The organism is Rhodococcus sp. BH4 (genome assembly GCF_002079265.1).
Lineage (GTDB): Bacteria > Actinomycetota > Actinomycetes > Mycobacteriales > Mycobacteriaceae > Rhodococcus_F > Rhodococcus_F qingshengii.
Map to the genome: position 1 here is coordinate 3,879,618 of NZ_CP014941.1, position 26,284 is coordinate 3,905,901.

Here is a 26,284-nt window from a genome sequence, read left to right on the forward strand (position 1 = left end):
CCGATGAGTAACCGGGACGTTCGCGAGCAAATACTCGACGCCGTTCTGCACGTCGTCGGTACCGACGGCATCCCGGGTGTGAGCAACCGGCGCATCGCCGCGCAGGCCGGCGTCTCACTCGGATCGATCACGTATCACTTCGCCAGCCAGTCGGACATGCTCCGCGCTGCTCTGTCTCGTTTCGTGACAGACGAGACGACGCGCCTGCGCGCCTTGGCCGAGGAGTACCGCGACAAAGGTCTGAGCGTCGAGGACGCCGCGGCAATAGCCGAAAAGGTGACGCGAGATCTTTCGTTCTCGGCCGAGCGGATCGCGCCGTTCGAGATGTACATCGCCGCCGGGCGCGACCACGAACTCCACGAAGTCGCCGTCGAATGCTTCGCCGCCTACGACGATTTGACCGTCACGATTCTGACGGCACTCGGTGTACCTGATCCGGAGTCGATTGCATCGACGCTCGTCGCCGTCATCACCGGCCTCCAACTCCGACGCCTGGCCACCGGCGTCGACGAGCAGGACATCGGCGCGGCGATCCTCAGGGTCCTCCGGCCCTAGAAGCCCAGCCGGCCGAGCTGCTTCGGGTCGCGCTGCCAGTCCTTGGCGACCTTGACGTGCAGCTCCAGGAAGATCCGCACACCGAGCAGCTTCTCGATCTGCAGGCGCGCACTGGTACCGACTTCCCGCAGACGCGCCCCGCCCTTACCGATGACGATGCCCTTCTGACTGGGCCGCTCGACGTAGAGCAACGCATGCACGTCGAGCATCTCGCCCTGCTTCTCGGTGCGACCCTCACGCGGGATGACCTCCTCGATCACCACAGCCAAAGAGTGCGGCAATTCTTCGCCGAGCCCCTCGAGCGCAGCCTCACGGATCAGTTCGGCCATGAGCACCTCTTCGGGCTCGTCCGTCAATTCGCCGTCCGGGTAGAAGGCCGGGCCCTCGTCCATCAGACCGGCGAGGACGTCGACCAGGATCTCGACCTGTTCACCCGACTTCGCGGACACCGGAACGACCTCGGATTCGGGGCCGAGCAGGGTGGACAGCGCGAGCAACTGCTTTCCGACGGCGTCGCGGCTGACCTTGTCGATCTTGGTCACGATGCCGACAAGCTTGGTCTTGGGCGCCATCTGACGGACCTGCTGCACGATCCAGCGGTCTCCGGGCCCGATGGCCTCGTCGGCCGGGATGCACAGGCAGATGACGTCGACCTCGGAGTACGTGTCGCGAACCAGGTCATTGAGGCGCTGCCCGAGCAAAGTGCGGGGCTTGTGCAGTCCAGGGGTGTCCACCAGGATCAGCTGCGCATGCTCGCGGTGAACGATGCCGCGAATCGTGTGGCGCGTCGTCTGCGGGCGCGAGGACGTGATCGCGATCTTGCTGCCGACCAACGCGTTGGTCAGCGTGGACTTGCCCGTATTGGGTCGACCCACGAAACACACGAAGCCTGACCGGAATTCGTTCTTGCTCATAACTGCTCCTCGCTGAACTCTCGCTCAGTCATCGGTGTCTTCTGTCTCTTCGTCTTCGGACGGCGGGATGCGCTGCACGAACACCGTGCTGATGCGTACCCGGCCTCGGCCCGTATTGGTTCCCTCGCCGCGCAGGATCAAACCGTCGTACTCCACTTCGGAACCGGGAAGTGGCACTCGGCCGAGTACGTATCCGATCAGCCCGCCGACGGTCTCCACCTCGTCGAGTTCGAGTTCGAGATCGAACAATTCACCGAGGTCTTCGATGGGAAGTCTCGCGGATACGCGGAACATTCCGTCACCGAGATCCTCGATGGGCGGCGTCTCGTCCTCGTCGTACTCGTCGGCGATCTCACCGACGATCTCTTCGATGACGTCCTCGATCGTGACGAGCCCGGCGATTCCGCCGTACTCGTCGACGAGTATCGCCATGTGGTTGCGGTCGCGCTGCATCTCGGCCAGCAAGCTGTCGAGCGGCTTCGAGTCGGGAACGAAGACGGCGGGCCGCATGACGTCGCAGACGTTGACGTTCCGGCCGCCGTCGGGCAGGTGGTAGGTCTGCTTGACCAGATCCTTGAGGTAGACGACACCGAGCACGTCGTCGACGTTCTCCCCGATGACCGGCAGGCGCGAGTGACCACTGCGGACGGCCAACGACGTCGCCTGCCCGGCATTTTTGTCGTTCTCGATCCACACCATGTCGGTGCGCGGCACCATCACCTCGCGTGCCGACGTGTCTCCAAGCTCGAAGACGGACTGGATCATTCGGCGTTCTTCGTCGGCCACGACGCCACGTTCCTGCGCCATGTCCACGAGTTCACGCAACTCGATTTCCGACGCGAACGGGCCGTTGCGGAAGCCCTTACCCGGGGTCAATGCGTTACCCACGAGGATCAGGACGCGACTGATCGGCCCGAGCAGAACCCCGATCCACAGCAGTGGCAGCGACGCGGCCATCGCGATGGAGTACGCATGTTGGCGCCCAAGCGTTCTCGGTCCGACGCCGATGACCACGTACGAGACGAGAACCATGATCACCGCGGTGACGGTCAGTGCCCAGCCCAGCGAGAGGACGTCGATCAGGCCGCCCACGAGTACGACGGTGGCCGTGATCTCGCACAAAATGCGAAGCAGGACCATCAGATTCACGTATCGCGGGCGATCGGTCAGGATGCGTTGCACTCGCGCGGCGCCGGCTCGCTCTTCCTTTGCCATCTCGTCGATCCGCGCCGACGAAATGGTGTTGAGCGCCGAGTCGACGGCCGCGAACACACCACCGACCGGGACAAGAGCAATCGCCAGAACAAAGAGCGCTATGGCGCTACTCACTACAGAACCCCCGGATAACTGTTATCGGTCCACTCCGTCGACGAAACCGGTCTTACCGAGCAGCTTCTGATCGCGTTCGGCCAGTGCTGCTTCGCGGTCGATACGGCGAAGGTCTTCGTACCACTCTTCGAGGAGGCTGTTCTGCAAGCCGAACATCTCCTTCTCCTCCTCCGGCTCCGCATGGTCGTAGCCGAGAAGGTGCAACACACCGTGGACGGTCAGGAGGGCAAGTTCGTGAGCCAGTGAATGCCCGGCCTTGTCAGCCTGATCCGCGGCGAAAGACGGACACAGCACGATGTCGCCGAGCATCGACGGCCCCGGCTCGGGGGAATCGGGACGGCCACCCGGCTCGAGTTCGTCCATCGGGAACGACATGACGTCGGTCGGACCCGGCAGGTCCATCCAGCGAACGTGCAGATCCGCCATCGTCGCGGAGTCGACGAGAACCATCGACAGCTCGGCCGCCGGATGGACATCCATCCGAGCGATCACGAAACGGGCAACGCTGATCAACTCCGGTTCGGAGATGTCCATGCCCGATTCGTTCGAGACCTCGATGCTCATGTGCGACGCTCTTTCCTGGGAAAAGTAGGGGTTGATGCGTCGCTCAGCCTACCGTCGCGGTGAATGAGCATGTGCAGCGCGGCGCTGCGCCCGGTTTCCGACCGCCAACTCGCCGGACCGATCCGATTCGTGACGCGCGTAAGCGTCGACGATGTGAGAGACCAGCCGATGACGTACGACGTCGCTGCTGTCGAGAGTGGCGAAATGAATATCGTCGATCCCGGTGAGGATTTCGGATGCCGCGCGCAGACCCGAACGGGCCCCGCCCGGCAGATCGACCTGGGTCACGTCTCCGGTGACCACGATCTTGGAACCGAACCCGAGGCGGGTCAGGAACATCTTCATCTGCTCGGCCGTGGTGTTCTGCGCTTCGTCCAAGATGATGAAGGCGTCGTTGAGCGTCCGGCCACGCATGTAGGCGAGCGGAGCGACCTCGATGACTCCGGCCTGCATCAACTTCGGAATCGCCTCGGGATCCATCATGTCGTGCAATGCGTCGTGCAGCGGGCGGAGATACGGATCGATCTTCTCGTGCAGCGTGCCGGGCAGAAAGCCCAGTCGCTCGCCGGCCTCGACTGCCGGCCTGGTCAAGATGATCCGAGAGACCTGCTTGGCCTGCAACGCCTGAACGGCCTTGGCCATGGCGAGGTAGGTCTTGCCGGTACCGGCCGGGCCGACTCCGAACACGATGGTGTTCTCGTCGATGGCGTCGACGTAGCGTTTCTGGTTGAGGGTCTTCGGCCGAATCGTCTTGCCCCGACGCGAAAGAATGTCGAGGGAGAGCACCTCGGCCGGAGACTCGCCGACCTCGTTGGTGAGCATGCCGATGGTTCGTCGAACAGCGTCCGGGGCAATGGGCTGCCCTCGACCGGCCAGCGACGCCAATTCACTGAACACACGTTCTGCCAGCGCCACGTCTGCAGCCGTCCCCGACAAGGAGATGGTTCCGCCACGTACATGAATGTCGGCACGAAGCTCACGTTCGATCGCGGTGAGATTCTCGTCCGTCGCCCCCAGGATTTGACGCACGGTCTCCGGCGCCAGATCCATACTCGAACGGACGGTGCGCTCTGCGGGCAGAGCGCGCTCGGTGATGGTGGTTACACGGTTCCCGTCGAGTTCACTGTGTTCACTCACGTGGTGAATATGGCCTGCTTTCTGGTCCGATCAGCCCACTCGACTCGTGAGCCTCGATACTTCGAAGTCTAGCGCCAGAGTCGGACACGGCCCACTTGTTAATCGTCCCGGCCTAATCCTCGCGGCGACCGGACGGCAGCGATTCGCGGATCCACTCCGACGCTTCGGCGACGATCTCGGAGCTTCTGTCCGGACCGATACCCGCGATGACCAGGCACACGGCGGCAAAGGATTCGCCCGAGTCCGTGATGAGCCCACTGTTGGCCTGATCGAACAAAGTGATCGTGATCGCCTCGGTCATCGCTACCAGAGTCTCGGCCGGCAGGTATTTCGAGAAGGTTCCGTCACGCTGACCGCGCTCGACGACGCTGATACTCACGGCGCGCGCGGGCTCCATCAGATCGAGAATCCGCTGCTCCCCCAACTCTTTGCGAGCAAAGCTGAGCAGCATCCGGAAGCGATCACCGACCGGCCATGACAGCAATGCCAGTACGGCAGTCGCCAGATCCGGGCGCTCGGGCGGCTCGCCGGCTTGGCTCAGCGCAGCTACGAGATCGGTCGACGCCTCGTCCACGATGCCGTTGATCAGCGCCTCTCGGCTGTCGAAATGCGCGTACACGGTTCGCCTGACCACACCGGCGGCCTTTGCGACGTCGTCCATGCTCGCATCCGGATCAGCAGCGAACGCCGTGATCGCCGCCTCGATGATGCGATTGCGATTGGCCGCGGCCTGACTACGACGCTGCCGTCCGCCCGATTCGGCAGTTCCCGAAACGACTGTGCCCGAATGCGTCAACGCGCGTTCCACCTCTTTCGACTGCCCAACTGTGATCTAGGTCAATCATAGTTGCACATCGGTGTGCAAGTTATTAACTTACACATCAGTGTGCAAATAGATCGAGGAGTGTCTTCGATCATCAGGAACGGAGTCGCGTCATGACGACACTCATGAGCAAACCTGTCTCGGAGATGGACCAGCCGTACTCACGGCGGTGGGCCGCGCTCGGGGTGTTGTGCCTGAGTCTGCTGATCGTCGTGATGGCGAATACCGCGCTGATCGTCGCGGCGCCGGACATGACCAGAGACCTCGGCCTCACCAGCACGCAACTTCAATGGGTCATCGACGGCTACACCGTCCCCTACGCCGCATTGATGCTGCTGTTCGGCGTGATCGGTGACAAGTACAGTCGCCGCGGCGCACTTCTCGCCGGACTCGCCGTGTTCGCCGGCGGCGCCGTCTTCGGCAGCATCGCGGACACCACCAACGCCGTCATCGCGGCACGAATGATCATGGGCGTCGGCGCCGCGATCATCATGCCCGCGACGCTTTCGCTTCTGGTCGCTACCTTTCCCAAAGCGGAGCGATCACGCGCCATCGCGGCGTGGGCGGCGACGTCGGGTCTCGCGATTGCACTCGGTCCGCTGTTGGCCGGATGGATTCTCGACAGTCATTCCTGGAGCATCACTTTCCTGATCAACGTCCCGATCGCCGCAGTCGCTGCCGTCGCCGCCGTAATTCTGGTGCCGCCGAGCAAGGCCGAGCACCTGGGCCGGATCGACTGGATCGGCGGCGCACTCTCGGTGGTCACCATCGGCTCGCTCGTGTACTCGATCATCAACGGATTCCACTTCGGGTGGACCGGCGGACCCATCGGTGCCGCGGTACTCGCTGCGATCGGCCTCGTCTCGTTCGTCGTCTGGGAACTGCGTCACCCGCAGCCACTGCTCGACGTCCGTAAGCTCGGCCAGCGCATGGTCGGCGGCGCGACGCTCGCCGTACTTCTGCTGTTCCTGGCCGCCTTCGGCGCCATCTACTTCATCTCACAGCAGTTCCAGTTCATCCTCGGCTACGGCGCACTCGAAACCGGTGTTCGTTTGCTGCCCTTGGCAATTGCCGTTTCGATCGGCGCCGTTGTCAGTGGGCGGATCACTCCGCTGATCGGCGTCCGGGCGTCCATCGTCGGCGGCATGGTGGTCGCCGCGATCGGCGTTCTGATTCTCACGCAGGTCGACGGCGATTCGGGCTACTGGATGTTCGCAGTCCCACTGATCCTGCTCGGCCTGGGCATCGGTCTCAGCGAACCGCCGGCCACCGACGCCATCATGGACAACTTCTCCGAGGACGATCTCGGTGCTGCGGGTGGCCTCAACGACACCGCCATCGAACTCGGCGGCTCGCTGGGTATCGCGATCCTCGGCTCGATCCTCGCTGCGAGCTACAAGGATTCGATTGCCGGATTCATCGATGGAATGCAGGTTCCGCAGTTGACGGGCGAACTTGCACAACAGGCCGCGTACGCGATGGAGGTGTCGGGCGAATCCGTCGGCGGCGCTTCGTTGGTCGCCGAAGAGATGGCAGGCAACCCGTTGGCTGCAGCTCAGGCAGGGCCGTTGCTCGACGCCGCAGGCAGTGCCTACGCCGACGCGATTTCGGCGGCCAGTTGGGCGGGCGGTCTTGCACTGTTCGTGGGGGCAGTTGTCGTGGCGTTCATCCTGCCGGGCAAGAAGGCCCCTGTGGAAGTGGACCCCGCGTCAGTCTGACGTGCTCGGAGCCAGCGGGTCTTCGGCGAGAACCAACTCGCGGGAGACCCGCCACGACTCGGTCGAGGGTGAGAGAAATGCGTCGTGTCCTTCGCCCTCGATCACACGCAGTGCCACGGGATCACCAGCCGCTTCCGCGGCTTTCGCGTACCGGGAGCTCACCTTGGCCGGCACCTGCAGGTCCTCCGCACCCGTGACGCACACAACGGGGACGCCGATCGGCAATCGATGCTGCGGCGACGCACTGCGATACAGATCCGGGTCCGCGTCGAACGGAACGCCGAACAGATCCTCGATGAAGCTGATCCGTCGTCCACGCTCGCCTGCCGACGCCACATCGAGTGCGGCCGCCTGTGCGATGACCCGTTCAGGCCGGGTGAACGTGTCCTTCTCCCCCGCCAGCCACACTGCAAGATGTCCTCCGGCCGAATGCCCGAGCAAGCGAATCTGATTCAGATCCAATTCGGCCGAGGACTTCCCGGCAACCAGTCCGGGGATTTCGTCGTACGCCGTTTTCACGTCGGCGGACATCTCCGGCCAACCACCGCCCGCCCCGAGACGGCGGTATTCGATGTTCCACACCGCGACGCCGTGCCGCGCGAGTTCGACGGCAAATGCGGTGCCCAGAGTCAATCCGTACTGCCCGCTCCAGAAGCCGCCGTGGATCTGCATGACGACCGGGATCGGGCCGTCAGCGACTCCGTCGGGAACGTAGAGATGCCCGAACTGCTGCTCGTGTCGGCCGTACGGAATCTTGAATCGAGGCACCGAGGAAATCTATCTCAGGCGAGGGCGCTGCCTGCGGCCCAGTCTGCCCAGGAAAGGGTCCAGTCGCCGTTCTGCCACACCTCCAGCGGAGCGCCGCCGGTGTTCTTGATTTCGACGACATCTCCCGGCTGCGAGAAATCGAAGAACCATTTGGCATTGGCCGCACTGAGATTGAGGCAACCGTGCGAGGTGTCGGTGTTTCCCTGCGCCCAGACGGTGCTCTCCAACTCGTGAAGATAGATACCGTCGGTGCTGATGCGGGTGGCCCAGTTGATGGATTCCTTGTAGCCGAGGCGCGAGTTGATCGGCAGACCGTAGGTCGACGAATCCATGATGACGGGATTTGCCTTGTCCATCACGGTGTACGTGCCGGGCTGGGTCCAGAACGAGAGCGTCGTGCCGCCGATCGTCTCGGTGCCGCCCATTCCCATCGAGGTCGGCATTTCCTTGATCACCTGACCGTTTTCGTAGACGGTCACCATCTTGGTGTTGTCGTCGGCGACCGAGACGTGGGAGTCGCCGATCTTGAAGGACACGGTGTCGTCCTGCTGGCCGTACAGTCCGTTGCCGAGCTGCTTGCCGTAGATGTTCGCGTTCACCGAGACCGTCGTGCCTGGTGCGTAGTAGTTCTGCGGTCGCCAGTGAACGTTCTGACCGTCGACCCAGTACCACGATCCCTGTACGGGCGGATTGGTTGTGACCAGCAGAGACTTCTCGGCCGCGGCCTTGTCACCGATCAACTCGTCGAAATGAACGGCGACGACGGTGCCGACACCGTACGTGCCACCGTCCGATATCGAGGCGCCACCGGTGGTATTGATGTACGCCCGGGTCTGGTTACTCGGCGCGACGGTGGTCAGCGTCGTGTTCTTGGTCGTGGCAACACCATTCGCGTCGACGGCGTCGACGACCAGCTTGTAGGTCTTGCCGTATCCGAGTGGTTCGCTCGGTTTCCAGGACGTCTTGTCCGGCGTGGTGATACCGGCGACTTCCTTACCCTCGGGGTTGGTCAGCGCGACGGTCGTCAGTGTTCCCTTCGCGACCTGGACCTCGATGGGGTCGAGTGGACTCACCGGAGTTCCGCCGTCCGCCGGGGTGACGGTGACGAGAGCCTCGCTGGTCGGGGTAGTGGTGACGGCGCTGCTGGAGGAACCCGTGTTGTCTCCGGTGGAGACCGTGCACCCCGCGACGAGCATCAACGCCGCCGCGGCACACACCGCTCCAACGATTCGCATATGCGCACGTGACAACATCTGGCCTCCTGAAATCCCCGAACCAACTCACGCCGAAGGCGACCCCCGACGTCCTTACGATAGTGCGCAAATCTGACACTTCGCTGAGCGCCGGATCCGATTCAGCTCGGGATCACAACAAGATCAGTGCAGTGGCCGTGGTCCCCAGCGATCGGTCAGCACTCCGATCGCGCCCAGAGCAACAGCCCCGGCGGTCGACGTGCGCAGGACCGTCGGGCCGAGAAGCACCGGAGTGGCCCCGGCCTCCGACAACGCGCTGATCTCCGAATCGTCGAGCCCACCTTCGGGACCGACAACCAGAAATACCTCGTCCGCGCTCGCCAGCGGCAAACCGGCCAACGGCGTCGTCGCCGATTCGTGAAGCACCGCAACCACAGCGCCACGGGCAACGGCGTCACGAACCAACGCGATCACCGCCGGCGTCTTGTGCAGTTCCGCAATTTCCGGGACGAACGCGCGTCTGGACTGCTTTGCCGCAGACACTGCCGCACTTCGCCAGCGTGCGACGCCCTTGGCGAGCTTGGGGCCCTCCCACTTGGCGACACAACGCAAGGACTGCCACGGGATCACCGCGTCGATCCCCGCCTCGGTCGCCAGTTCGACGGCCAACTCGGAACGCTCGGCCTTGGGAAGTGCCTGAACGAGGGTCACCAACGGCTTGGGCTGCTCGAGAACCTGAACGTCACTGACCAACAGTTCCAGGCGGTCCTTGCCGACGCTCGTCACCTCGGCGTCGGCTACCCGGCCTCGGCCGTCGGCCAACACCAATCGCTCACCGACGCCGATCCGGCGGACAGTGGCCGCGTGGCGACCCTCCTGTCCGTCCAGAACTGCGATTTCACCGACGCCGGGAACCGGGTCGAGAAAGAAGACCGTTGCGGCCACCGTCAGCGGCCGCTGAATGCTTCGCGAAGACGCGAGAACAATCCACCGCTGTTCTGCGAGGCCGTCGAGACAACCTCGGCCTCGTCACGATCGCGGAGCAGCTTGAATTCCTTGAGCAGCTTGGACTGCTTGTGATCGAGACGGCTCGGGATGACCACCTCGAGGTGAGCGTGCACGTCGCCGCGCACTCCCGACCGCAGTTTCGGCATGCCATGACCGCGAAGAACAGCAACGTGTCCGGGCTGGGTGCCTGGCTCGATGGTGATTTCCTTGGGGCCGTCGATGATGGTGTCGACGGTGACAGTCGTACCGAGCGCTGCGTCGACCATCGGAACGCGGATCGTGCAGTGCAGGTCTTCACCGTCTCGAACGAAGACATCGTGCTGCTGCTCGACGATCTCGACGTAGAGGTCGCCGGGGTGTCCGCCGCCCGGGCCCACTTCACCCTGCGCGGTCAAACGGATGCGCATGCCACCGGCGACGCCCGCGGGAACCTTCACGGTGATGTCACGCTTGGCCCGAACTCGGCCGTCGCCGCCACACTTGTGGCAGGGATCCGGGATGGTCTCACCGGCACCGCGGCACGTCGGGCACGGACGCGAGGTCATGACCTGACCGAGGAACGAGCGCTGGATGGACTGAACTTCGCCGGCACCGTTGCAGGTCTCACAGCGGACAGGCTTGGAGTCGCCGTTGGTTCCGGCTCCGGTGCAGCTGTCGCACAGAATGGCCGTCTCGACGGTCACGTGCTTGCTGACTCCCGTCGCACATTCTGCGAGGGTCAGCTTGGTGCGAAGCAACGAGTCGGCTCCGGGCTGAACGCGACCGCGCGGCCCACGACCTGCGCCGCCACCGCCGCCGAAGAATGCTTCGAAGACGTCGCCGAGGCCGCCGCCACCGAATCCGCCGCCGAAGCCACCACCGCCGCCACCACCGGACTCGAGCGGGTCTCCGCCGAGATCGACGATGCGACGCTTCTCCGGGTCGGTCAGGACCTCGTAGGCCGTCGAGATCTCCTTGAACTTGGCCTGCGCCGCCTCGTCAGGGTTGACGTCCGGGTGCAGTTCGCGTGCCAGCTTGCGGTAAGCGCGCTTGAGCTCCTGGTCTGTCGCGTTCTTGTCGACGCCGAGCAATCCGTAGTAATCCCGTGCCACGTTGAGTCTCTCGTCCTTCTCTTACTTCTAGGTTTTCCTCAGTCCTCGCGAGGAGGCGTGCCGACGAATGTCGACGTCCGTCATCGCTCGGAGAGAACTTCGCCGATGTATCTGGCAACGGCGGCAACCGATGCAATTGTTCCCGGATAGTCCATCCGAGTGGGTCCGAGCACACCGACACCACCGAAAACGGTACCGGCCGCGCCGTAGCCAGTCGAAATCACGGAGGTTCCGCGCATCTGTTCGACCTGCGTCTCTTCACCGATCTGAACGGTGACCGTGCCGGAGTTCTGCGTCGCAGCGAGCAGTTTGAGGACCACTACCTGCTCTTCCAGTGCTTCGAGCACTGCGCGCAGCGAACCGGGGAAGCCGGCCAGACCGGAGAAATCGGCGGCGTTGCGCGTGAGATTCGAGGTTCCGCCCAGAACGAGACGATCTTCCGGATGTTCGACCAGGGTCTCGACCAGAACCGTTGCCGAGCGGATCACGGCGTCGCGAAGGTCGGCCGGAGACTCGTCGGCCAGTTCCGCCACGGCAATCGACGCGGCGGCCAGGCGCTTGCCTTCCAGTGCTCCGCCGAGAAGCGTGCGCAACCGGGAAAGGTCTTCGTCTTCGAGGACGTCTCCGAGTTCGACGATTCGCTGATCGACGCGGCCGGAATCGGTGATGAGAACGAGAAGCAGGCGCGCCGGCGTCAACGCGACCACCTCGAGGTGGCGAACCGACGACGCGGACAGCGACGGGTACTGGACAACCGCGACCTGACGGGTCAGTTGCGCGAGCAGTCGTACACCGCGGCGCAGAACGTCGTCGAGATCGACACCCGACTCCAAGAACTCGAGGATCGCTCGACGCTCGGGCCCGGACATGGGCTTGACGTCGGCGATGCGATCGACGAATTCGCGGTATCCCTTGTCGGTGGGGACGCGGCCGGAACTGGTGTGCGGTTGGGCGATGTAGCCCTCGGCCTCGAGGAATGCCATGTCGTTGCGCACAGTGGCGCTCGACACTCCGAGGTTGTGACGCTCGACCAGTGCCTTGGATCCCACCGGGTCCTGGGTGGAGACGTAATCGGCCACGATTGCACGTAAGACCTCGAAACGCCTGTCGTCGGTACTCGACATCGTTGCCACCTCCGTTTCCTGAAAAGAACGAACACCGACATTTACACATCGGTTTCCACTGGCAGTCTAATCGCCCGAGCGCCAGAGACGGCTGTTGCCCTTACTGTGGAGTGAGATCGGCGAAAGGTCGATCGCACAACCATGGACAAGGCGGCACATGATCTTCAAAGGCGTGATGGACGGCAAACCGTATCCCGATCACGGACTGTCTCTACGCGACTGGTCGAAGTTCCCCCCACGTCAGGTTCGACTCGACGAGATCGTGACCACCACGAAGGTCCTCGAACTCGATCGCCTGCTGTCGGAGGACTCGACCTTCTACGGCGATCTGTTCCCGCACGCAGTGCAGTGGCGCGGCACTCTCTACCTCGAGGACGGTCTGCACCGAGCGGTTCGTTCGGCCCTGCGAAACCGCGTCGTGCTGCACGCGCGCGTCTTCGACTTCGACGCGATGCCCGGTGTCATCGAGGGAGTCCGCTGACGCTCAGGCGATAGTCACGAGCAACGCAGGTGTCGTTTGCCCCGGCCAGGTTCCGGTGAGCGTCTCCGAGTCCGAGACTCGATCTGCGTCGATCACTCTCGCCACAGTCAGTTCCAGGCTTCCCGCGCGGATGATCGTGTCGGTGCCGACTGTCGAGCAGGTCACCGATTCGACTGCCGGTACGGAAGAGTGGGCCGTACCGCTGCCTACTACGTGAGCCGTCACGGGGATGTGATCGGCGGTGTCCGCGAAGACCAGTTCGACTCCGGCCCCACCGGTCAGAATCGCGGTCGCCACCGCGCTGACGTAGACCGGATCACAGCATGCGTCGTAAACCCACCGTTCGCCGAGTACCGAATGATCCATAGTTGCGATCAGTGCGGTCTCCGCCCCGTCCAGCGGAGCACCACGATAAGTGAGCGGGACCTGAAGAATTCGACCGTCGGCAGAGCGCATCAGGTGCGTCTCGATTCCGACCTCGCCGTCCGGGTCGTCGAAACGATAGGCGTCGACGCGTTCGAGCGTCGAACAGTCGACCGACCCGAGCCACGGCTGCTTGGGCACCCACGCTCGGAGCAGGTCGTTCTTGGACGGATTCAGCTGCGCACGATGAATGATGGCCACCACGGCCACATTACGCGGCGAAGGATGGTGGCGCGTCAGGTCAGGATCGTGCGAATCACCGCATCGGCGAGCAGGCGACCACGGTCGGTGAGAACCACGTGATCGTTCTCGATCACGGCCAACCCGTCGACTACCACCTGTTCGGCCGAAAGACGTTCGGATGCAGACAGTTCCGACAACGGAAGTCCCGTACGCAACCGTGCGGTCAGCATGACTCGCTCCATGTGTTCGTCCTCGGCGGTCAGTTCTTCGCTGCCGCCGACGGGAAGTTCGCCGAGCGCCAACTGTTCCGCGTACCGCGCCGGGTGCTTGACGTTCCACCACCGCACTCCGCCGACGTGGCTGTGCGCGCCCGGACCGGCACCCCACCAGTCACCGCCGTCCCAGTAGCCGAGGTTGTGACGGCACCGGGTGTCACCGGAGTCCGCGGTTTCCGCCTTTGCCCAGTTGGAGACCTCGTACCACCGCAAGCCTGCCTCGGACAGGCGTGAATCGATTCGTTCGTACCGCGAGGCCAGCACGTCGTCGTCCGGGGCGGGCAGCTCGCCGCGCCTGACCTTGCGAGCCATGGCGGTGCCGTCCTCGACGATCAACGCGTAGGCCGAGACGTGATCGACATCGGCGGAGAGGACCGCATCGAGTGAGGCGTCCAGGTCTTGATCGCGCTCCCCCGGGGTTCCATAGATCAAATCGAGATTCACGTGCGAAAAACCAGCTGCGCGAGCCTCTTTCGCGGCAGCGACGGCGCGGCCCGGAGTGTGCGTGCGGTCGAGAATCTTCAGCACGTGCTGGGCGGCCGACTGCATGCCGAGGGAAATCCGGGTGAATCCGGCACTGCGGAGAGCACCGAAGAACTCCGGCGACGTCGATTCGGGGTTCGATTCCGTGGTCACTTCGGCGCCGGACGCCAAGCCGAAGCTGCTCCGCACCGCCGACAGCACGTCGGACAATCCGTCGCCACCGAGCAGCGACGGCGTTCCACCGCCCACGAACACCGTCTCCGCCGCCGGGGCGCCCGTCATCTCGGCCGCGAGATCGAGTTCGCGCCGCAGACCCTCCAGCCACGACTGCGGCGACGCCGAGGTTCCGAGCTCACCGGCCGTGTAGGTGTTGAAATCGCAGTACCCACACCTGGTGGCACAGAACGGGACGTGGATGTAGATCCCGAACGGCCGTTTCCCGACACCCTCGAGCGATCGCGCGGGCAAGGCGAAGGGCGTCGCCTCGCTCTGTCGAGTGGGAGTCGTGCTGGTGGCATTCACACCTCCAGTGTCCCAGCATCCGGAACGCACACCTATTCAGCCTGCGATGCAGGTCGGCGCACGGCTTGAACTCGATATTTCCCCCGTTTTTCGTGGAAATATGCGCCCGAGTCGGAATTATCGAGTTGACGTGGCACAATGGTCCGCATGACCGGACTCGGAGTGCGACTTGTGGCGCGTCGCCATGTCGACTTCAAGCGTGTGTGCAGCTCGTCGTGTCTGCACCTGTGTAGCTGTTGATCTTTCACTGATCTTCCAGCCTTTCCCGCTCATCTCCATCTGCTTCACCGAAACACTCTCTGCAGAGACATGCCTTTTCAGGGACGCAGCTTCTCCAGCTGTTCGTTTTCGTGAGCACACCTGCCGGCCGCGAGCTTTCCGAGACCGAGGACAGCCCCCTCGATTTCCGACACGGACCGGTGCGTCCCGATCAGACACCGCCACAGTTCATCGATAGTGCGTGCCGCGTGCCGATCAACCGCCCAGATCCAGGAGTTCATCGATGACGTCGACCACCGACGCCGCCACACCCGCCGATTCGGCAGCTGCCGAAGCCCGGCCTGCACGCGCTGCGCGTCCCGCCAAGCGTCGCGCCGAAGGTCAGTGGGCCCTCGGTTACCGCGAGCCTCTCAACGCCAACGAGCAGGCCAAGAAGGACGACAACCCGCTCAACGTTCGGGCCCGCATCGAGAACATCTACTCCAAGCAGGGCTTCGACAGCATCGACAAGGGCGACCTTCGCGGCCGCTTCCGCTGGTGGGGTCTCTACACCCAGCGCGAAGAAGGCTACGACGGCACCTTCACCGGCGACGAGAACATCGACCTGCTCGAGGCCAAGTACTTCATGATGCGCGTGCGTTGCGACGCCGGCGCTCTGAACGTCGAGCAGCTGCGCACCATCGCCGGTATCTCGAAGGAATTCGGCCGGAACACCGCCGACCTGTCGGACCGTGAGAACGTTCAGTTCCACTGGATCGAAGTCGAGAACGTCCCGGAGATCTGGAAGCGCCTCGAAGCCGTCGGGCTCAAGACCACCGAAGCGTGCGGTGACTGCCCTCGCGTCGTCCTCGGTTCTCCCCTGGCCGGCGAATCGCTCGACGAGGTCCTCGATCCCACCCCGGCGATCGACGAGATCGTGCGCCGCTACATCGGCGACCCCAAGTACTCCAACCTGCCGCGCAAGTTCAAGACCGCTATCTCCGGTCAGCAGGACGTCGTTCACGAGATCAACGACATCGCCTTCATCGGCGTGAACCACCCCGAGCACGGCCCGGGCCTCGACCTCTGGGTCGGCGGCGGACTGTCCACCAACCCGATGCTGGCGCAGCGCGTCGGCGCGTGGATTCCGCTCGACGAGGTCCCCGATGTCTGGGAGGGCGTCGTCTCGATCTTCCGTGACTACGGCTACCGCCGTCTGCGCGCGAAGGCCAGGCTCAAGTTCCTCGTCAAGGACTGGGGTATCGAGAAGTTCCGCGAGGTTCTCGAGACCGAGTACCTGAAGCGTCCGCTCATCGACGGCCCCGCGCCCGAGAAGCCCAAGCGCCCGATCGATCACGTCGGTATCCAGAAGACCCGCAACGGCCACAACGCAGTCGGTTTCGCTCCGATCGCCGGCCGCGTCTCGGGAGACATCCTGGCTCAGGTCGCCGACGCCGCCGAGAAGGCCGGCAGCGACCGGATCCGCTTCACTCCGTACCAGAAGCTGATCATCCTCGACGTCGCCGACGAGACGCTCGAGCCGCTCATCGCCGATCTCGACGCGCTGGGTCTTCCCGCCCGTCCGTCGCACTGGCGCAAGAACCTGATGGCCTGCTCCGGCATCGAGTTCTGCAAGCTCTCGTTCGCCGAGACCCGCAAGCGTTCGCAGGTGCTCGTGCCCGAACTCGAACAGCGTCTTGCCGACATCAACAGCCAGCTCGACGTGCCGATCACCATCAACATCAACGGTTGCCCCAACTCCTGCGCTCGCTCGCAGATCGCCGACATCGGCTTCAAGGGCCAGCTCGTCGACGACGGTGAGGGGAATCAAGTCGAGGGTTTCCAGGTTCACCTGGGAGGCAGCCTCGGATTCGACAGCGCCTTCGGACGCAAGCTGCGCCAGCACAAGGTCACCAGCGTCGAGATGGGTGACTACATCGACCGCGTCGTACGTCAGTTCGTCAAGAACCGCAACGAAGGTGAACGGTTCGCCGAATGGGCAGTGCGCGCAGACGAAGGAGATTTGCGATGACAGTGGACATTTCGCGAGCAACTGCCGACGAGCTTCGGTCCATCGCCGAGCGCGGTGCAATAGAACTCGACGGAGCCAGCGCACAGGAACTGTTGCAGTGGACCGAGGACACGTTCGGTGACTCGTACATCGTGGCGTCGAACATGCAGGACGGGGTGTTGGTTCACCTTGCCGCACAGGTGCATCCGGGCGTCGACGTACTCTTCCTCGACACCGGCTACCACTTCCCCGAAACCATCGGCACGCGTGACGCGGTCGAGCAGGTGTACGGCGTCAACGTCATCAACGCTCGTGCGCTGGCAAGCGTCGCCGAGCAGGATGTCGCCGAGGGCAAGGATCTGTTCGCCCGTGATCCCAACCGCTGCTGCGCACTACGCAAAGTCGCGCCGCTCAAGCAGACACTGTCCGGGTACAGCGCGTGGGTGACCGGCATCCGCCGCGTCGAAGCGCCCACCCGCGCCAACGCTCCCCTGATCTCCTTCGACGAAGCCTTCGGACTCGTGAAGATCAACCCGATCGCTCCCTGGTCGGACGAGGAGATGCAGAACTACATCGATACCAATTCCATCCTCGTCAATCCCCTTGTCGACGAGGGATATCCGTCCATCGGCTGCGCACCCTGCACCAGCAAGCCAGCCCCCGGCAGCGATCCGCGTAGCGGTCGTTGGGCCGGTGCCTCCAAGACAGAATGCGGGTTGCACGCATCATGACAGTTGACTTGACACCTTCGCGGCCTCAGCTCGACGGCACACAGTTCGATACTCTCGATGCCCTCGAGTCCGAAGCGATCCACATCTTCCGAGAGGTGGCCGGCGAGTTCGAACGCCCGGTCATTCTCTTCTCGGGCGGTAAGGACTCCACCGTGCTGCTGCACCTGGCGATCAAGGCATTCTGGCCTGCGCCGTTGCCGTTCACCCTGCTGCATGTCGACACCGGCCACAACCTGCAGGAAGTCCTCGACTTCCGCGACCACGTGGTGGCCAAGTACAACCTGCGCCTGCACGTGGCCAGCGTCGAGGAGTACATCGCGGACGGCCGCCTCACCGAGCGTCCCGACGGTATCCGCAATCCTCTGCAGACCGTGCCGTTGCTGGACGCGATCTCCGAGAACCGCTTCGACGCCGTCTTCGGTGGCGCTCGCCGCGACGAGGAGCGGGCCCGCGCCAAGGAGCGGATCTTCTCGCTGCGCAACGCTTTCGGTCAGTGGGACCCCAAGAAGCAGCGCCCGGAACTGTGGAACCTGTACAACGGTCGCCACTCCCCCGGCGAGCAAGTGCGCGTCTTCCCGCTCAGCAACTTCACCGAGCTGGACATCTGGCGTTACATCGCCCGCGACAACGTCGAACTCGCCAGCATCTACTACGCCCACCAGCGTCCGGTGTACCAGCGCGACGGCATGTGGATGACGCCCGGCGTCTGGGGTGGACCGGCTGACGGCGAAGAGCTGCAGACCCTTTCGGTGCGTTACCGCACCGTCGGCGACGGTTCGACCACCGGTGCTGTTCTCTCCGATGCCGCTGACAACGAGGCCATCCTGGCCGAGGTTGCGGCATCACGTTTGACCGAGCGCGGCGCGACCCGTGGCGACGACCGAGTTTCCGAAGCGGCCATGGAAGACCGCAAGCGAGAGGGCTACTTCTGATGAGCGATCTGCTCAGACTGGCAACTGCCGGCAGCGTCGACGACGGAAAGTCCACCCTCGTGGGCCGCCTGTTGTACGACACGAAATCCGTTCTCGCCGACCAGATCGACGCCGTGACCCGTGCGTCGGTGGACCGCGGTCTCGACACCCCTGACCTCTCGCTCCTGGTGGACGGACTGCGCGCCGAGCGTGAGCAGGGCATCACGATCGACGTGGCGTACCGCTACTTCGCGACCCCCAAGCGCACCTTCGTGCTCGCCGATACACCGGGCCACGTGCAGTACACCCGCAACACTGTCTCCGGTGCCTCGACGGCTCAGCTCGTGATCCTGCTGGTCGATGCTCGCAAGGGCGTCATCGCGCAGACTCGCAGGCACGCAGCGGTTCTCGCGTTGCTCGGTGTCCCGAAGCTCGTTCTCGCCGTGAACAAGATCGACCTCGTCGAGAACCCCGAAGAGGTCTTCACCTCGATCTCCGCCGAGTTCAACGAACTCACCAGCTCACTTGGCTGGGCAAGCGAAGACGTCGTCGAGATCCCGGTGTCGGCACTGCACGGTGACAACGTCGCCATCCGCTCCGACAAGACCCCGTACTACACCGGCCCCACACTGATCGAGCACCTCGAGTCAATTCCGGTCGACGCCGAGCCACATCGCGTCGGTCTGCGTTTCCCGGTGCAGTACGTGATCCGCCCCCGCACCGCAGAGTTCCTCGACTACCGCGGCTACGCCGGTCAGGTCGCTGCAGGTTCCGTCGTGCCCGGCGACGAAGTGGTGATCCTGCCCTCGGGTACGCGCACCACCGTCACACGTATCGACACGGCCGACGGCGAACTGGACGTCGCCCACGCCGGACGCAGCGTCACGCTGATCCTGGCCGACGACGTCGACGTCTCTCGCGGCGACACCATCGCATCGCCGTCCGACGCACCCGAGCCGATCGGCGAATTCGACGCCACTGTCTGCTGGCTGGCCGAGAAGTCGCTGCGCCCCGGTGCACGTCTGCTGCTCAAGCACGGCACGCGAACGACGCAGGCCATCGTGGGCAGTTTGGTGGAACGCTTCAACGAGCAGGACCTCACCACGGATCAGGGCCCGGACACTCTCGAGCTCAACGAGATCGGCAAGATCTCCATCCGGGTGGCCGAGCCGATCGTGGCTGACGACTACGCCGTCAACCGCCACACCGGCAGCTTCCTGCTGATCGATCCCGCTGGTGGAAACACTCTCGCAGCCGGCCTGGTGGGCGACGTCATTTCCGCTGTCGAATTGGGCGAGCGCGTCTAAGTCGATGGTTCCGCTCATCGCTGTTGCGCACGGTAGCCGTGATCCCCGTTCTGCTCGGGTGATCGCGGCTGCTGTGGCAGCTCTTCGTGAAGTCCGGCCAGACCTCGATGTCCGGCTGGCGTTTCTCGACCTCAATGCACCGTCCATCGATCAGGTCCTGGACGGGGTTGCACACGACGGCCACACTCACGCCGTTGTTGTTCCGATGCTGCTGGGCAATGCCTTCCACGCCCGGGTAGATCTGCCCGGACTCTTGGCCGCTGCCGCGACACGCCACCCCCAGTTGACCGTGTTCCAAGCAGACGTACTGGGTCGCGATGCTCGGCTGATCGAGGCAGTACGCGAGCGAATTCTCGAAGCGGGTGCCCGGCCGGACGATCCGTCGGTCGGTGTCGCTCTTGCGGCAGTCGGCTCGTCCGATGCGCGCGCCAATGCCGCGACCGCAGAATTGGCGTCCACTCTCCTCGGCGGAACCAACTGGTCGGGCGTTCGAATCTGTTTCGCGACATCCGCGGAACCGACAGTTGCCCAGGCGATCTCCGCACTCGAGCAGGACGGCGCCGAACGTGTTGTCGTCGCGCCGTGGTTCTTGGCTCCCGGCCTACTGACCGATCGACTCAGCGCTGCCGCAGCAACTGCATGTCCGCGCGCGCGTTTCGCCGACACGATCGGTGGGCACTCTCTACTGATCGAAACGATGATCGACCGTTACCGACAAGTCGCTGATGCACTACCCGGCCGTCTGGTCCGCTCCGCCTGATTCGGTTTCACAGGCCGTTATCAGATTGTTACCGTAGTGTTGGATCTGTCCAGCTCGCGAAGGTACCTCCTTCGCCTGCGAAACAGATCTTTGGGTGCAATCCCCTCAGAGCGCCGCGAGAGGGAACACCATCACTCACAATCTTCGCCTCGGCACAGCCGGCATCGCATGGGTCCTGTCGGTGCTCTACCTGCTTGTCGAAATCTTCACAGCCGGAGCATGGAAGACGCCGTACAGCTTCGCGCGCGACTCCATCAGTTCGCTGGGCGTGACGACATGCAGCGTGGATTCATGTTCGCCGATGCACGACGTGATGAACGCGGCCTTCATGATCCTCGGTGCGCTCACCATCCTCGGTGCGGCCTTGCTGCACAAGTACATTCCGGACGGTCGTGCGAAGAAGTGGATTCTCGGTCTTGCCGTCGTCGTTGCATTGAGCACCGCGGCCACCGGCCTCTTCCCGGCGAACGACGGGACCTTCGTTCATTGGACCGCCGTACTTCCCGGCTTCGTCGCACGTCATGCCGTTCTCGTCCTCATGGCAATTCAATTCTGGAAGCACAGCAAATGGATCGCAGTGTGGTCAGGGCTGTGCGCGGCTACCGGAATCGTCGGTGCCGTACTGCTTCTCGGACGAACCCTCACTTTCGGCCTTGGTGAACGCCTGACGCTGTACCCGCTGCCTATGTGGATGGCCGTCACCGGCGTCGCGGCCCTGCTCGCGTTGATGCGCCGAACCGTGTTGAAGAACGTGGAACTGACACTGTCCGGTAACGGATTCATCACCGCTCTGTTGTCGTTGCGCCCGCGTCGATCTCGCGCGGCAGTGCCCACCGACGTTCTCGCACCACGGGAGCTGACCGGTTTGTAGCGAACCGGGGGTGAGCAGGGACACACTGGTAAGGAGGCGACGCGAGGAGACTTCCATGACCAGTGCATCTGTTCGACACGGAATCGTGGCCGGTATCGACGGCTCGGCAAGCGCGGTCAACGCCGCGAGGTGGGCAGCTTCGGCTGCAAAGAGATTCGACGAACCACTTCGCCTGACCCACGTGCTGCCAGGACAACCCGAGTCCGGTGGCGGTACCAACGTCACCGACGAAGAGATGTTCGACCACCACCTTCGCGTCGAGGGTGCAAAACTGCTCGACGAGGCCGAGGACGCCATCCGCGATGATCACACCGACGTCACCGTCGAACGTGGCCTCGTGACCGGTACTCCCGCAACCACACTCGTCGAACTCTCGAAGTCGGCTCGCATCGTTGCACTGGGTCAGGCCGGTACCAGCGAAATGCAGTCCGTGTTTCTCGGATCCGACACCATTCGGGTGGTCAACCGTGCGCACTGTCCCGTGGCCGTATTCCGCGGTACGGGTGATCACGCGATGGCCGACACCAGGCCCGTCGTCGTCGGCGTCGACGGGAGCAAGCTCAGCGAACTCGCCGTCGCGCATGCCTTCGAATTTGCCGCGTTCCTCGGCGCACCTTTGGTTGCGGTCCACACGTGGAACGAGCACGCCTCGCTGGGCGGGTACTCCGAAGCCAGGCGCTTCGTCGACTGGGGACCGTACGAACAGCATGAGCATGCACTGCTGTCCGAGTGCCTCGCCGGCTGGACGGAGAAGTACCCCGATGTCGAAGTCACCCGCAGTGTCCAGCGCAGCGGACCGATGAAGGCACTGCTCGAGCACTCGGCGGAAGCGCAACTCGTAGTCGTCGGTAGCCACGGCCGCAGCCCGTTCATGGCGTCGATAGTCGGATCGACCAGTCAGAGCCTCATCCACCACGCCCAGTGCCCGGTCCTCGTCTGCCGAGAGGGCTGAACTCGTCTCGCTGTTGCCCGACCACCTGCTCTGAGCGAACGGCACTTTCGGCGCCATCAGGAGGCCGAAAGTGCCGTTCGCTCAAACAGGAGTGGGGGTACAACAGGTCAAACAGGGCGAGCGGGTCATACCTGGCCGACCACGCTCACCGTGACCGGCTCCTGCACCGGCGTCGACACCGGGTTCTCCGGCAGATCCGGCACCCGGGTAGCACGCGCGTACACCGTCTCCCCCGCCTCGAGGTGCAGCGCTGCACTGTCACCGCGCGTGACCTGAGCCGAGAAGAGCTCGCCGGTTGCCTCGTTGCGCAGGTCCACTCGAACCTCGAAGCCGAGATACACGACGCGCTCGACTGTTGCGCGTGTGACGCCGAGCGACTCGGCCGTTCCGGATTCCTGCGCGAGAGCCATGCTCGGATCCCGGCCGAGACGGATGTCATGCGGACGGACCAACTGCCCGTTGAGCTTCGCGACGGATCCGAGGAAGGACATCACGAAGTCGTTGGACGGGCGGTCGTACAAGTCGGCAGGTTCACCGATCTGCTCGATCCGCCCCTTGTTCAGCACCGCGATGCGGTCGGCGACGTCGAGAGCCTCTTCCTGGTCGTGGGTGACCAGGACGGTGGTGACGTGCACCTCGTCGTGCAGGCGACGCAACCACGTGCGCAGGTCGGCACGCACCTTCGCGTCGAGCGCGCCGAAGGGCTCGTCGAGCAGGAGCACCTGCGGATCCACAGCCAGAGCGCGTGCCAACGCCATGCGCTGACGCTGACCGCCGGAGAGCTGCGCGGGGTACCGATGCTGAAAGCCGTCGAGACCGACGATCCCCAGTAGTTCGTTGACCTTCTTCTCGATCTCCGGCTTCGGGCGCTTGCGGATCTTGAGCCCGAACGCCACGTTGTCCCGCACCGTCATGTGCTTGAACGCCGCGTAGTGCTGGAACACGAAACCGATGTCACGCTTCTGCGGCGACACGCCGGTGACGTCCTTGCCTGCGATGGTGATGGTTCCCGAATCGAGTTCTTCGAGCCCTGCGATCGAACGCAGCAACGTCGACTTTCCCGAGCCACTGGGCCCGAGCAATGCCGTCAACGAACCCGAGGGAATGTTGACCGTCACGTCGTCGAGCGCCGCGAAATCACCGTAGTTCTTGCGGGCCCCGGTCACTGTGATCATGTGGTGCTCCTCTTACGGTCCAGCAGCGTCATCAGCAACAGGACAATGATGGCGATGCCCATCAGCAGCGTTGCCGCCGAATACGCACCAAAGGTGTTGTGGTCGTCGATGTATCGCGAGTGCACCAGCAACGTCAGTGTCTGGGATACCCCCGGGAAGCCGGAAGAGACCATGATGACTGCGCCGAATTCACCGAGCGAACGCGCCACCGTCAACACGATTCCGTATGTCAGGCCCCAACGGATCGCGGGCAAGGTGATCCGCCAGAACGTCTGCCAGCCCGAGGCACCGAGCGTCGCGGCTGCTTGTTCCTGCTCGTCGCCGATCTCGTGAAGTACGGGTTCGACTTCCCGGACGACGAAGGGCAGCGTCACGAAAATCGTCGCGATCACCATGCCTGGCAACCCGAAGATGACCTTGAACCCCAACGATTCGATGCCTCCGAACCAACCGTTGGCACCCCACAGAAGAATCAAGGACACACCGACGACGACGGGCGAGACTGCGAAGGGCAGGTCGACCACCGACTGCAGAACTCCGCGGCCCGGGAACCGACCACGCACGAGTGCCAGAGCGGTGACCACACCGAACACGACGTTGATCGGGACCACGATCGCCACGATGATCAGCGAAAGATTCAACGCGGAGATCGCTGCCGGTGTCGTGATCGATTCGAGAAACGGGCCGATTCCGTTCTCGAACGTTCGCGTCAGGATCACACCGATCGGCACGACCAGCAACACGAACAGGTAGACGAGAGCGATGGTCCGCAGACCGATCTTCGATCCTCTGGACACGTTCATCGGGAACTCTCCTCACGTCGCTGTCCCCGCGAGGCGAAGATTCGCAGGACGAACAGCGTCACGAATGCGATGGCCAGCAACGCTACCGAGACGGCAGCGGCGTTGGTCGGACGATCGATCTCGATCTGCTGCTGAATGTACTGCGACGTCATCTGTGTCACGCGTGGGATGTTGCCGCCGATCAGAACGACCGAGCCGTATTCACCGATCGCTCTGGCGAACGCGAGGCCCGCACCGGAGATGACGGCAGGCGCCAACGTCGGGAGAACAACCGAGCGAAAGATCGTCCAGTTGGAAGCTCCCAACGACGCAGCGGCTTCCTCGACTTCGCGGTCGACCTCCATCAGCACCGGCTGCACGGAACGGACGACGAACGGCAAGGTTACGAAGGCCAATGCCACGATCAGTCCGGGCTGGGTCGCATTGAGATGGATGTCGATCGGTGACTGCGGGCCGTAGAGGGACAGCAGCACGATCGATGCCACGATGGTCGGTAGCGCGAACGGCAGATCGATCATCGAGTTGACGATGCGCTTGCCCGGGAAGTCGTCCCGGACCAGCACCCACGCGATGATCGTGCCCATCACGACGTTGATCAATGCCACGATCACCGAGACCAACAACGTCACGCGCAACGACGCCAAGGCGACGGGTGCGGTGACGGCGTCCCAGAATCCGGAGATCCCCTCGTCGAACGCGGTGGCGGTCAACGCGGCGAGCGGAAGCAGAACGATGACGGAGAGCCACAGGGTGGCCACTCCGATTCCGAGCGGCCCCACACTCCCCGTGACCCGCGCGAGTTTTCGCCGACGAGCCACGGGGGTGGGGTCAATAGTGTCAGTCACGTCAGTCTTACTTGGTCGCGTTGTCGTAGATCACTGCGATCGAACCGGTGTCCTTGGTGAACAGAGCACTGTCCACGGCCTTCCAGCCGCCGAGGTCTGCAATGGTCCACAGCTTGGTCGGCTCGGGGAACTTGTCGGTGAACTTGGCAGCGACGGCGGGATCCACGGGACGGAATCCTGCTTCGGCCCAGAGCGTCTGACCCTCGGTCGTGTACAGGTAGTCCTTGAACGCGGTCGCCTTGTCGAGGACCTTGCTGTTCGAGATCACCGCAACCGGGTTCTCGATCTTGAAGGTCGTGGGCGGGGTGACGTGCTCGACCGGGTCGCCGTTGCCTTCGATGAACAGTGCCTCGTTCTCGTAACTGATCAGAACGTCACCGCTGCCCTGCAGGAAGGCTTCCGAAGCCTCGCGTCCCGACTTGGGCTGGATCTTGACGTGGTCGTTGACCAAGGCGGTGACGTAGTCGAGCCCCGCCTGCGGGTTTTTGCCACCGTCGCTCTTGGCGGCGTACGGCGCCAAGAGGTTCCACTTGGCCGAGCCGGAGCTGAACGGGTTCGGCGTGACGACCTCGAGGCCGGGCTGAAGCAGGTCGTCCCAGTCCTTGATGCCCTTCGGGTTCCCCGGACGCGTCACGATGGTGACTACCGATCCGAACGGAATTCCGTTGTAGGCGTCCTGGTTCCAGTTCTGATCGACCAGACCGGCATCGACCAGGCGGGTGATGTCGGGCTCGACGGAGAAGTTGACGAAGTCTGCCTCGGCGCCGTCCTTCACCTTGCGCGACTGGTCGCCCGAGGCGCCGTAGGAAGGATTGAAGTTGACGTTCTTGCCCTCGTCGGTCGCCTGGAAGGCTGCGGTGAGCTTGTCGAAGCCAGGCTTCGGCACGGCGTAGGCGAACAGGTTGATCGTGCCGGCGCTACCGTCGCTGGCGGCGCTGTCACCACCCACGGTGTCGCTCGAGCCACCACTGCACGCTGTGAGTACCACGGCCCCCATGGTCGCGATAGCAGTGAGAAGTGTGCGGGAACGGCGTTTCATTGCAGATACCTTCCTGAAAGGACTGACAAACGAGGGTTGGTCAAACGACAAGTCCGAGACCTCTGGGGCTGATTCCATCGGGATGTTCAG

At 63.7% G+C, this 26,284-nt stretch carries 26 protein-coding genes; 10 read left to right on the forward strand and 16 right to left on the reverse strand.

The genetic code is table 11. The features are described from left to right. Nucleotides 1-3: 3 nt before the first annotated feature. Entirely contained in the window at nt 4-555 is a 552-nt protein-coding gene (locus tag A0W34_RS17850) for a TetR/AcrR family transcriptional regulator (RefSeq protein ID WP_081558031.1), read from the forward strand. Here the strand turns inward: A0W34_RS17850 and era are convergent. From era to A0W34_RS17875, 5 genes are all read right to left on the reverse strand, one after another. Then, nucleotides 552-1,469 (reverse strand): GTPase Era, encoded by a 918-nt coding sequence (gene era / locus A0W34_RS17855; protein WP_003944451.1) that lies wholly within the window; start codon nt 1,467-1,469, stop codon nt 552-554. The two genes, A0W34_RS17850 and era, sit on opposite strands and share 4 nt — an antisense overlap. Nucleotides 1,470-1,493: 24 nt before the next feature. After that, entirely contained in the window at nt 1,494-2,798 is a 1,305-nt protein-coding gene (locus A0W34_RS17860) for a hemolysin family protein (protein WP_003944509.1), read from the reverse strand. A gap of 21 nt (nt 2,799-2,819) precedes the next feature. Continuing rightward, entirely contained in the window at nt 2,820-3,362 is a 543-nt protein-coding gene (ybeY, locus tag A0W34_RS17865; RefSeq protein WP_003944525.1) for an rRNA maturation RNase YbeY, read from the reverse strand. A gap of 48 nt (nt 3,363-3,410) precedes the next feature. Next, a complete protein-coding gene (locus A0W34_RS17870) occupies nt 3,411-4,499 on the reverse strand; it encodes a PhoH family protein (protein ID WP_081558032.1) in 1,089 nt (362 codons plus the stop codon). A gap of 112 nt (nt 4,500-4,611) precedes the next feature. After that, entirely contained in the window at nt 4,612-5,307 is a 696-nt protein-coding gene (locus tag A0W34_RS17875; protein WP_081558033.1) for a TetR/AcrR family transcriptional regulator, read from the reverse strand. A 128-nt stretch (nt 5,308-5,435) separates the two neighbouring features. Here A0W34_RS17875 and A0W34_RS17880 point away from each other — a divergent pair, with 128 nt between their 5' ends. Further along, nucleotides 5,436-7,040: an MFS transporter gene (locus tag A0W34_RS17880; RefSeq protein ID WP_054187677.1), complete on the forward strand. Its 1,605-nt coding sequence runs from the start codon at nt 5,436-5,438 to the stop codon at nt 7,038-7,040. On the opposite strand, the gene A0W34_RS17885 is transcribed toward A0W34_RS17880, so the two are convergent. From A0W34_RS17885 to hrcA, 5 genes are all read right to left on the reverse strand, one after another. Then, nucleotides 7,032-7,808 (reverse strand): alpha/beta hydrolase family protein, encoded by a 777-nt coding sequence (locus A0W34_RS17885; RefSeq protein ID WP_081558034.1) that lies wholly within the window; start codon nt 7,806-7,808, stop codon nt 7,032-7,034. The two genes, A0W34_RS17880 and A0W34_RS17885, sit on opposite strands and share 9 nt — an antisense overlap. A 14-nt stretch (nt 7,809-7,822) precedes the next feature. Continuing rightward, nucleotides 7,823-9,061, reverse strand: a complete 1,239-nt coding sequence (locus A0W34_RS17890) for a L,D-transpeptidase (RefSeq protein ID WP_003944568.1) — start codon at nt 9,059-9,061, stop codon at nt 7,823-7,825. 123 nt (nt 9,062-9,184) lie between these two features. After that, nucleotides 9,185-9,946 (reverse strand): 16S rRNA (uracil(1498)-N(3))-methyltransferase, encoded by a 762-nt coding sequence (locus A0W34_RS17895; protein ID WP_003944495.1) that lies wholly within the window; start codon nt 9,944-9,946, stop codon nt 9,185-9,187. A gap of 2 nt (nt 9,947-9,948) precedes the next feature. Beyond that, entirely contained in the window at nt 9,949-11,100 is a 1,152-nt protein-coding gene (gene dnaJ, locus A0W34_RS17900; RefSeq protein ID WP_003944460.1) for a molecular chaperone DnaJ, read from the reverse strand. Nucleotides 11,101-11,180: 80 nt separating this feature from the next. Continuing rightward, nucleotides 11,181-12,224, reverse strand: coding sequence for a heat-inducible transcriptional repressor HrcA (gene hrcA, locus A0W34_RS17905; protein WP_003944583.1), 1,044 nt, complete (start codon nt 12,222-12,224; stop codon nt 11,181-11,183). Nucleotides 12,225-12,381: 157 nt separating this feature from the next. Here hrcA and A0W34_RS17910 point away from each other — a divergent pair, with 157 nt between their 5' ends. After that, entirely contained in the window at nt 12,382-12,705 is a 324-nt protein-coding gene (locus A0W34_RS17910) for a type II toxin-antitoxin system VapB family antitoxin (RefSeq protein ID WP_003944521.1), read from the forward strand. A 3-nt stretch (nt 12,706-12,708) separates the two neighbouring features. Here A0W34_RS17910 and A0W34_RS17915 read toward each other — a convergent pair whose 3' ends face one another. Next, nucleotides 12,709-13,329: a CG0192-related protein gene (locus tag A0W34_RS17915; protein ID WP_054782177.1), complete on the reverse strand. Its 621-nt coding sequence runs from the start codon at nt 13,327-13,329 to the stop codon at nt 12,709-12,711. A 35-nt stretch (nt 13,330-13,364) separates the two neighbouring features. Beyond that, nucleotides 13,365-14,591 carry a radical SAM family heme chaperone HemW gene (hemW, locus tag A0W34_RS17920; RefSeq protein ID WP_042450186.1) on the reverse strand — a complete coding sequence of 409 codons (1,227 nt, stop codon included), beginning with the start codon at nt 14,589-14,591 and terminating at the stop codon, nt 13,365-13,367. A 502-nt stretch (nt 14,592-15,093) separates the two neighbouring features. Here hemW and A0W34_RS17930 point away from each other — a divergent pair. From A0W34_RS17930 to A0W34_RS17960, 7 genes are all read left to right on the forward strand, one after another. Beyond that, the gene (locus A0W34_RS17930) at nt 15,094-16,821 is read left to right on the forward strand and encodes a nitrite/sulfite reductase (protein WP_063316224.1); all 1,728 of its coding nucleotides are present in this window, start codon (nt 15,094-15,096) and stop codon (nt 16,819-16,821) included. Next, complete coding sequence (locus A0W34_RS17935; RefSeq protein ID WP_047270796.1) at nt 16,818-17,531, forward strand: phosphoadenylyl-sulfate reductase; 714 nt, start codon at nt 16,818-16,820, stop codon at nt 17,529-17,531. The genes A0W34_RS17930 and A0W34_RS17935 overlap by 4 nt, the downstream gene beginning before the upstream one ends. Further along, nucleotides 17,528-18,463 (forward strand): sulfate adenylyltransferase subunit CysD, encoded by a 936-nt coding sequence (gene cysD / locus A0W34_RS17940; RefSeq protein WP_007731054.1) that lies wholly within the window; start codon nt 17,528-17,530, stop codon nt 18,461-18,463. Before A0W34_RS17935 ends, cysD begins: the two co-directional genes overlap by 4 nt. Further along, nucleotides 18,463-19,749 (forward strand): sulfate adenylyltransferase subunit 1, encoded by a 1,287-nt coding sequence (locus A0W34_RS17945; protein ID WP_020969973.1) that lies wholly within the window; start codon nt 18,463-18,465, stop codon nt 19,747-19,749. Before cysD ends, A0W34_RS17945 begins: the two co-directional genes overlap by 1 nt. Before the next feature lie 4 nt (nt 19,750-19,753). After that, entirely contained in the window at nt 19,754-20,509 is a 756-nt protein-coding gene (locus A0W34_RS17950) for a sirohydrochlorin chelatase (RefSeq protein ID WP_081558035.1), read from the forward strand. Nucleotides 20,510-20,603: 94 nt separating this feature from the next. Further along, entirely contained in the window at nt 20,604-21,380 is a 777-nt protein-coding gene (locus tag A0W34_RS17955; RefSeq protein WP_030536614.1) for a DUF998 domain-containing protein, read from the forward strand. Nucleotides 21,381-21,435: 55 nt separating this feature from the next. Continuing rightward, nucleotides 21,436-22,332, forward strand: coding sequence for a universal stress protein (locus tag A0W34_RS17960; RefSeq protein ID WP_064689230.1), 897 nt, complete (start codon nt 21,436-21,438; stop codon nt 22,330-22,332). A gap of 125 nt (nt 22,333-22,457) precedes the next feature. On the opposite strand, the gene A0W34_RS17965 is transcribed toward A0W34_RS17960, so the two are convergent. From A0W34_RS17965 to A0W34_RS17980, 4 genes are read right to left on the reverse strand one after another with little or no spacing between them, the layout of a single operon-like run. Further along, the gene (locus A0W34_RS17965) at nt 22,458-23,507 is read right to left on the reverse strand and encodes a sulfate/molybdate ABC transporter ATP-binding protein (protein ID WP_081558036.1); all 1,050 of its coding nucleotides are present in this window, start codon (nt 23,505-23,507) and stop codon (nt 22,458-22,460) included. Beyond that, on the reverse strand, nt 23,504-24,310 hold the full coding sequence (gene cysW, locus A0W34_RS17970; RefSeq protein WP_003944503.1) for a sulfate ABC transporter permease subunit CysW: 807 nt from the start codon (nt 24,308-24,310) through the stop codon (nt 23,504-23,506). Before cysW ends, A0W34_RS17965 begins: the two co-directional genes overlap by 4 nt. Then, on the reverse strand, nt 24,307-25,155 hold the full coding sequence (gene cysT / locus A0W34_RS17975) for a sulfate ABC transporter permease subunit CysT (RefSeq protein ID WP_030536617.1): 849 nt from the start codon (nt 25,153-25,155) through the stop codon (nt 24,307-24,309). Before cysT ends, cysW begins: the two co-directional genes overlap by 4 nt. Before the next feature lie 7 nt (nt 25,156-25,162). Beyond that, on the reverse strand, nt 25,163-26,194 hold the full coding sequence (locus tag A0W34_RS17980; protein ID WP_003944569.1) for a sulfate ABC transporter substrate-binding protein: 1,032 nt from the start codon (nt 26,192-26,194) through the stop codon (nt 25,163-25,165). Between the last annotated feature and the right edge of the window lie 90 nt (nt 26,195-26,284).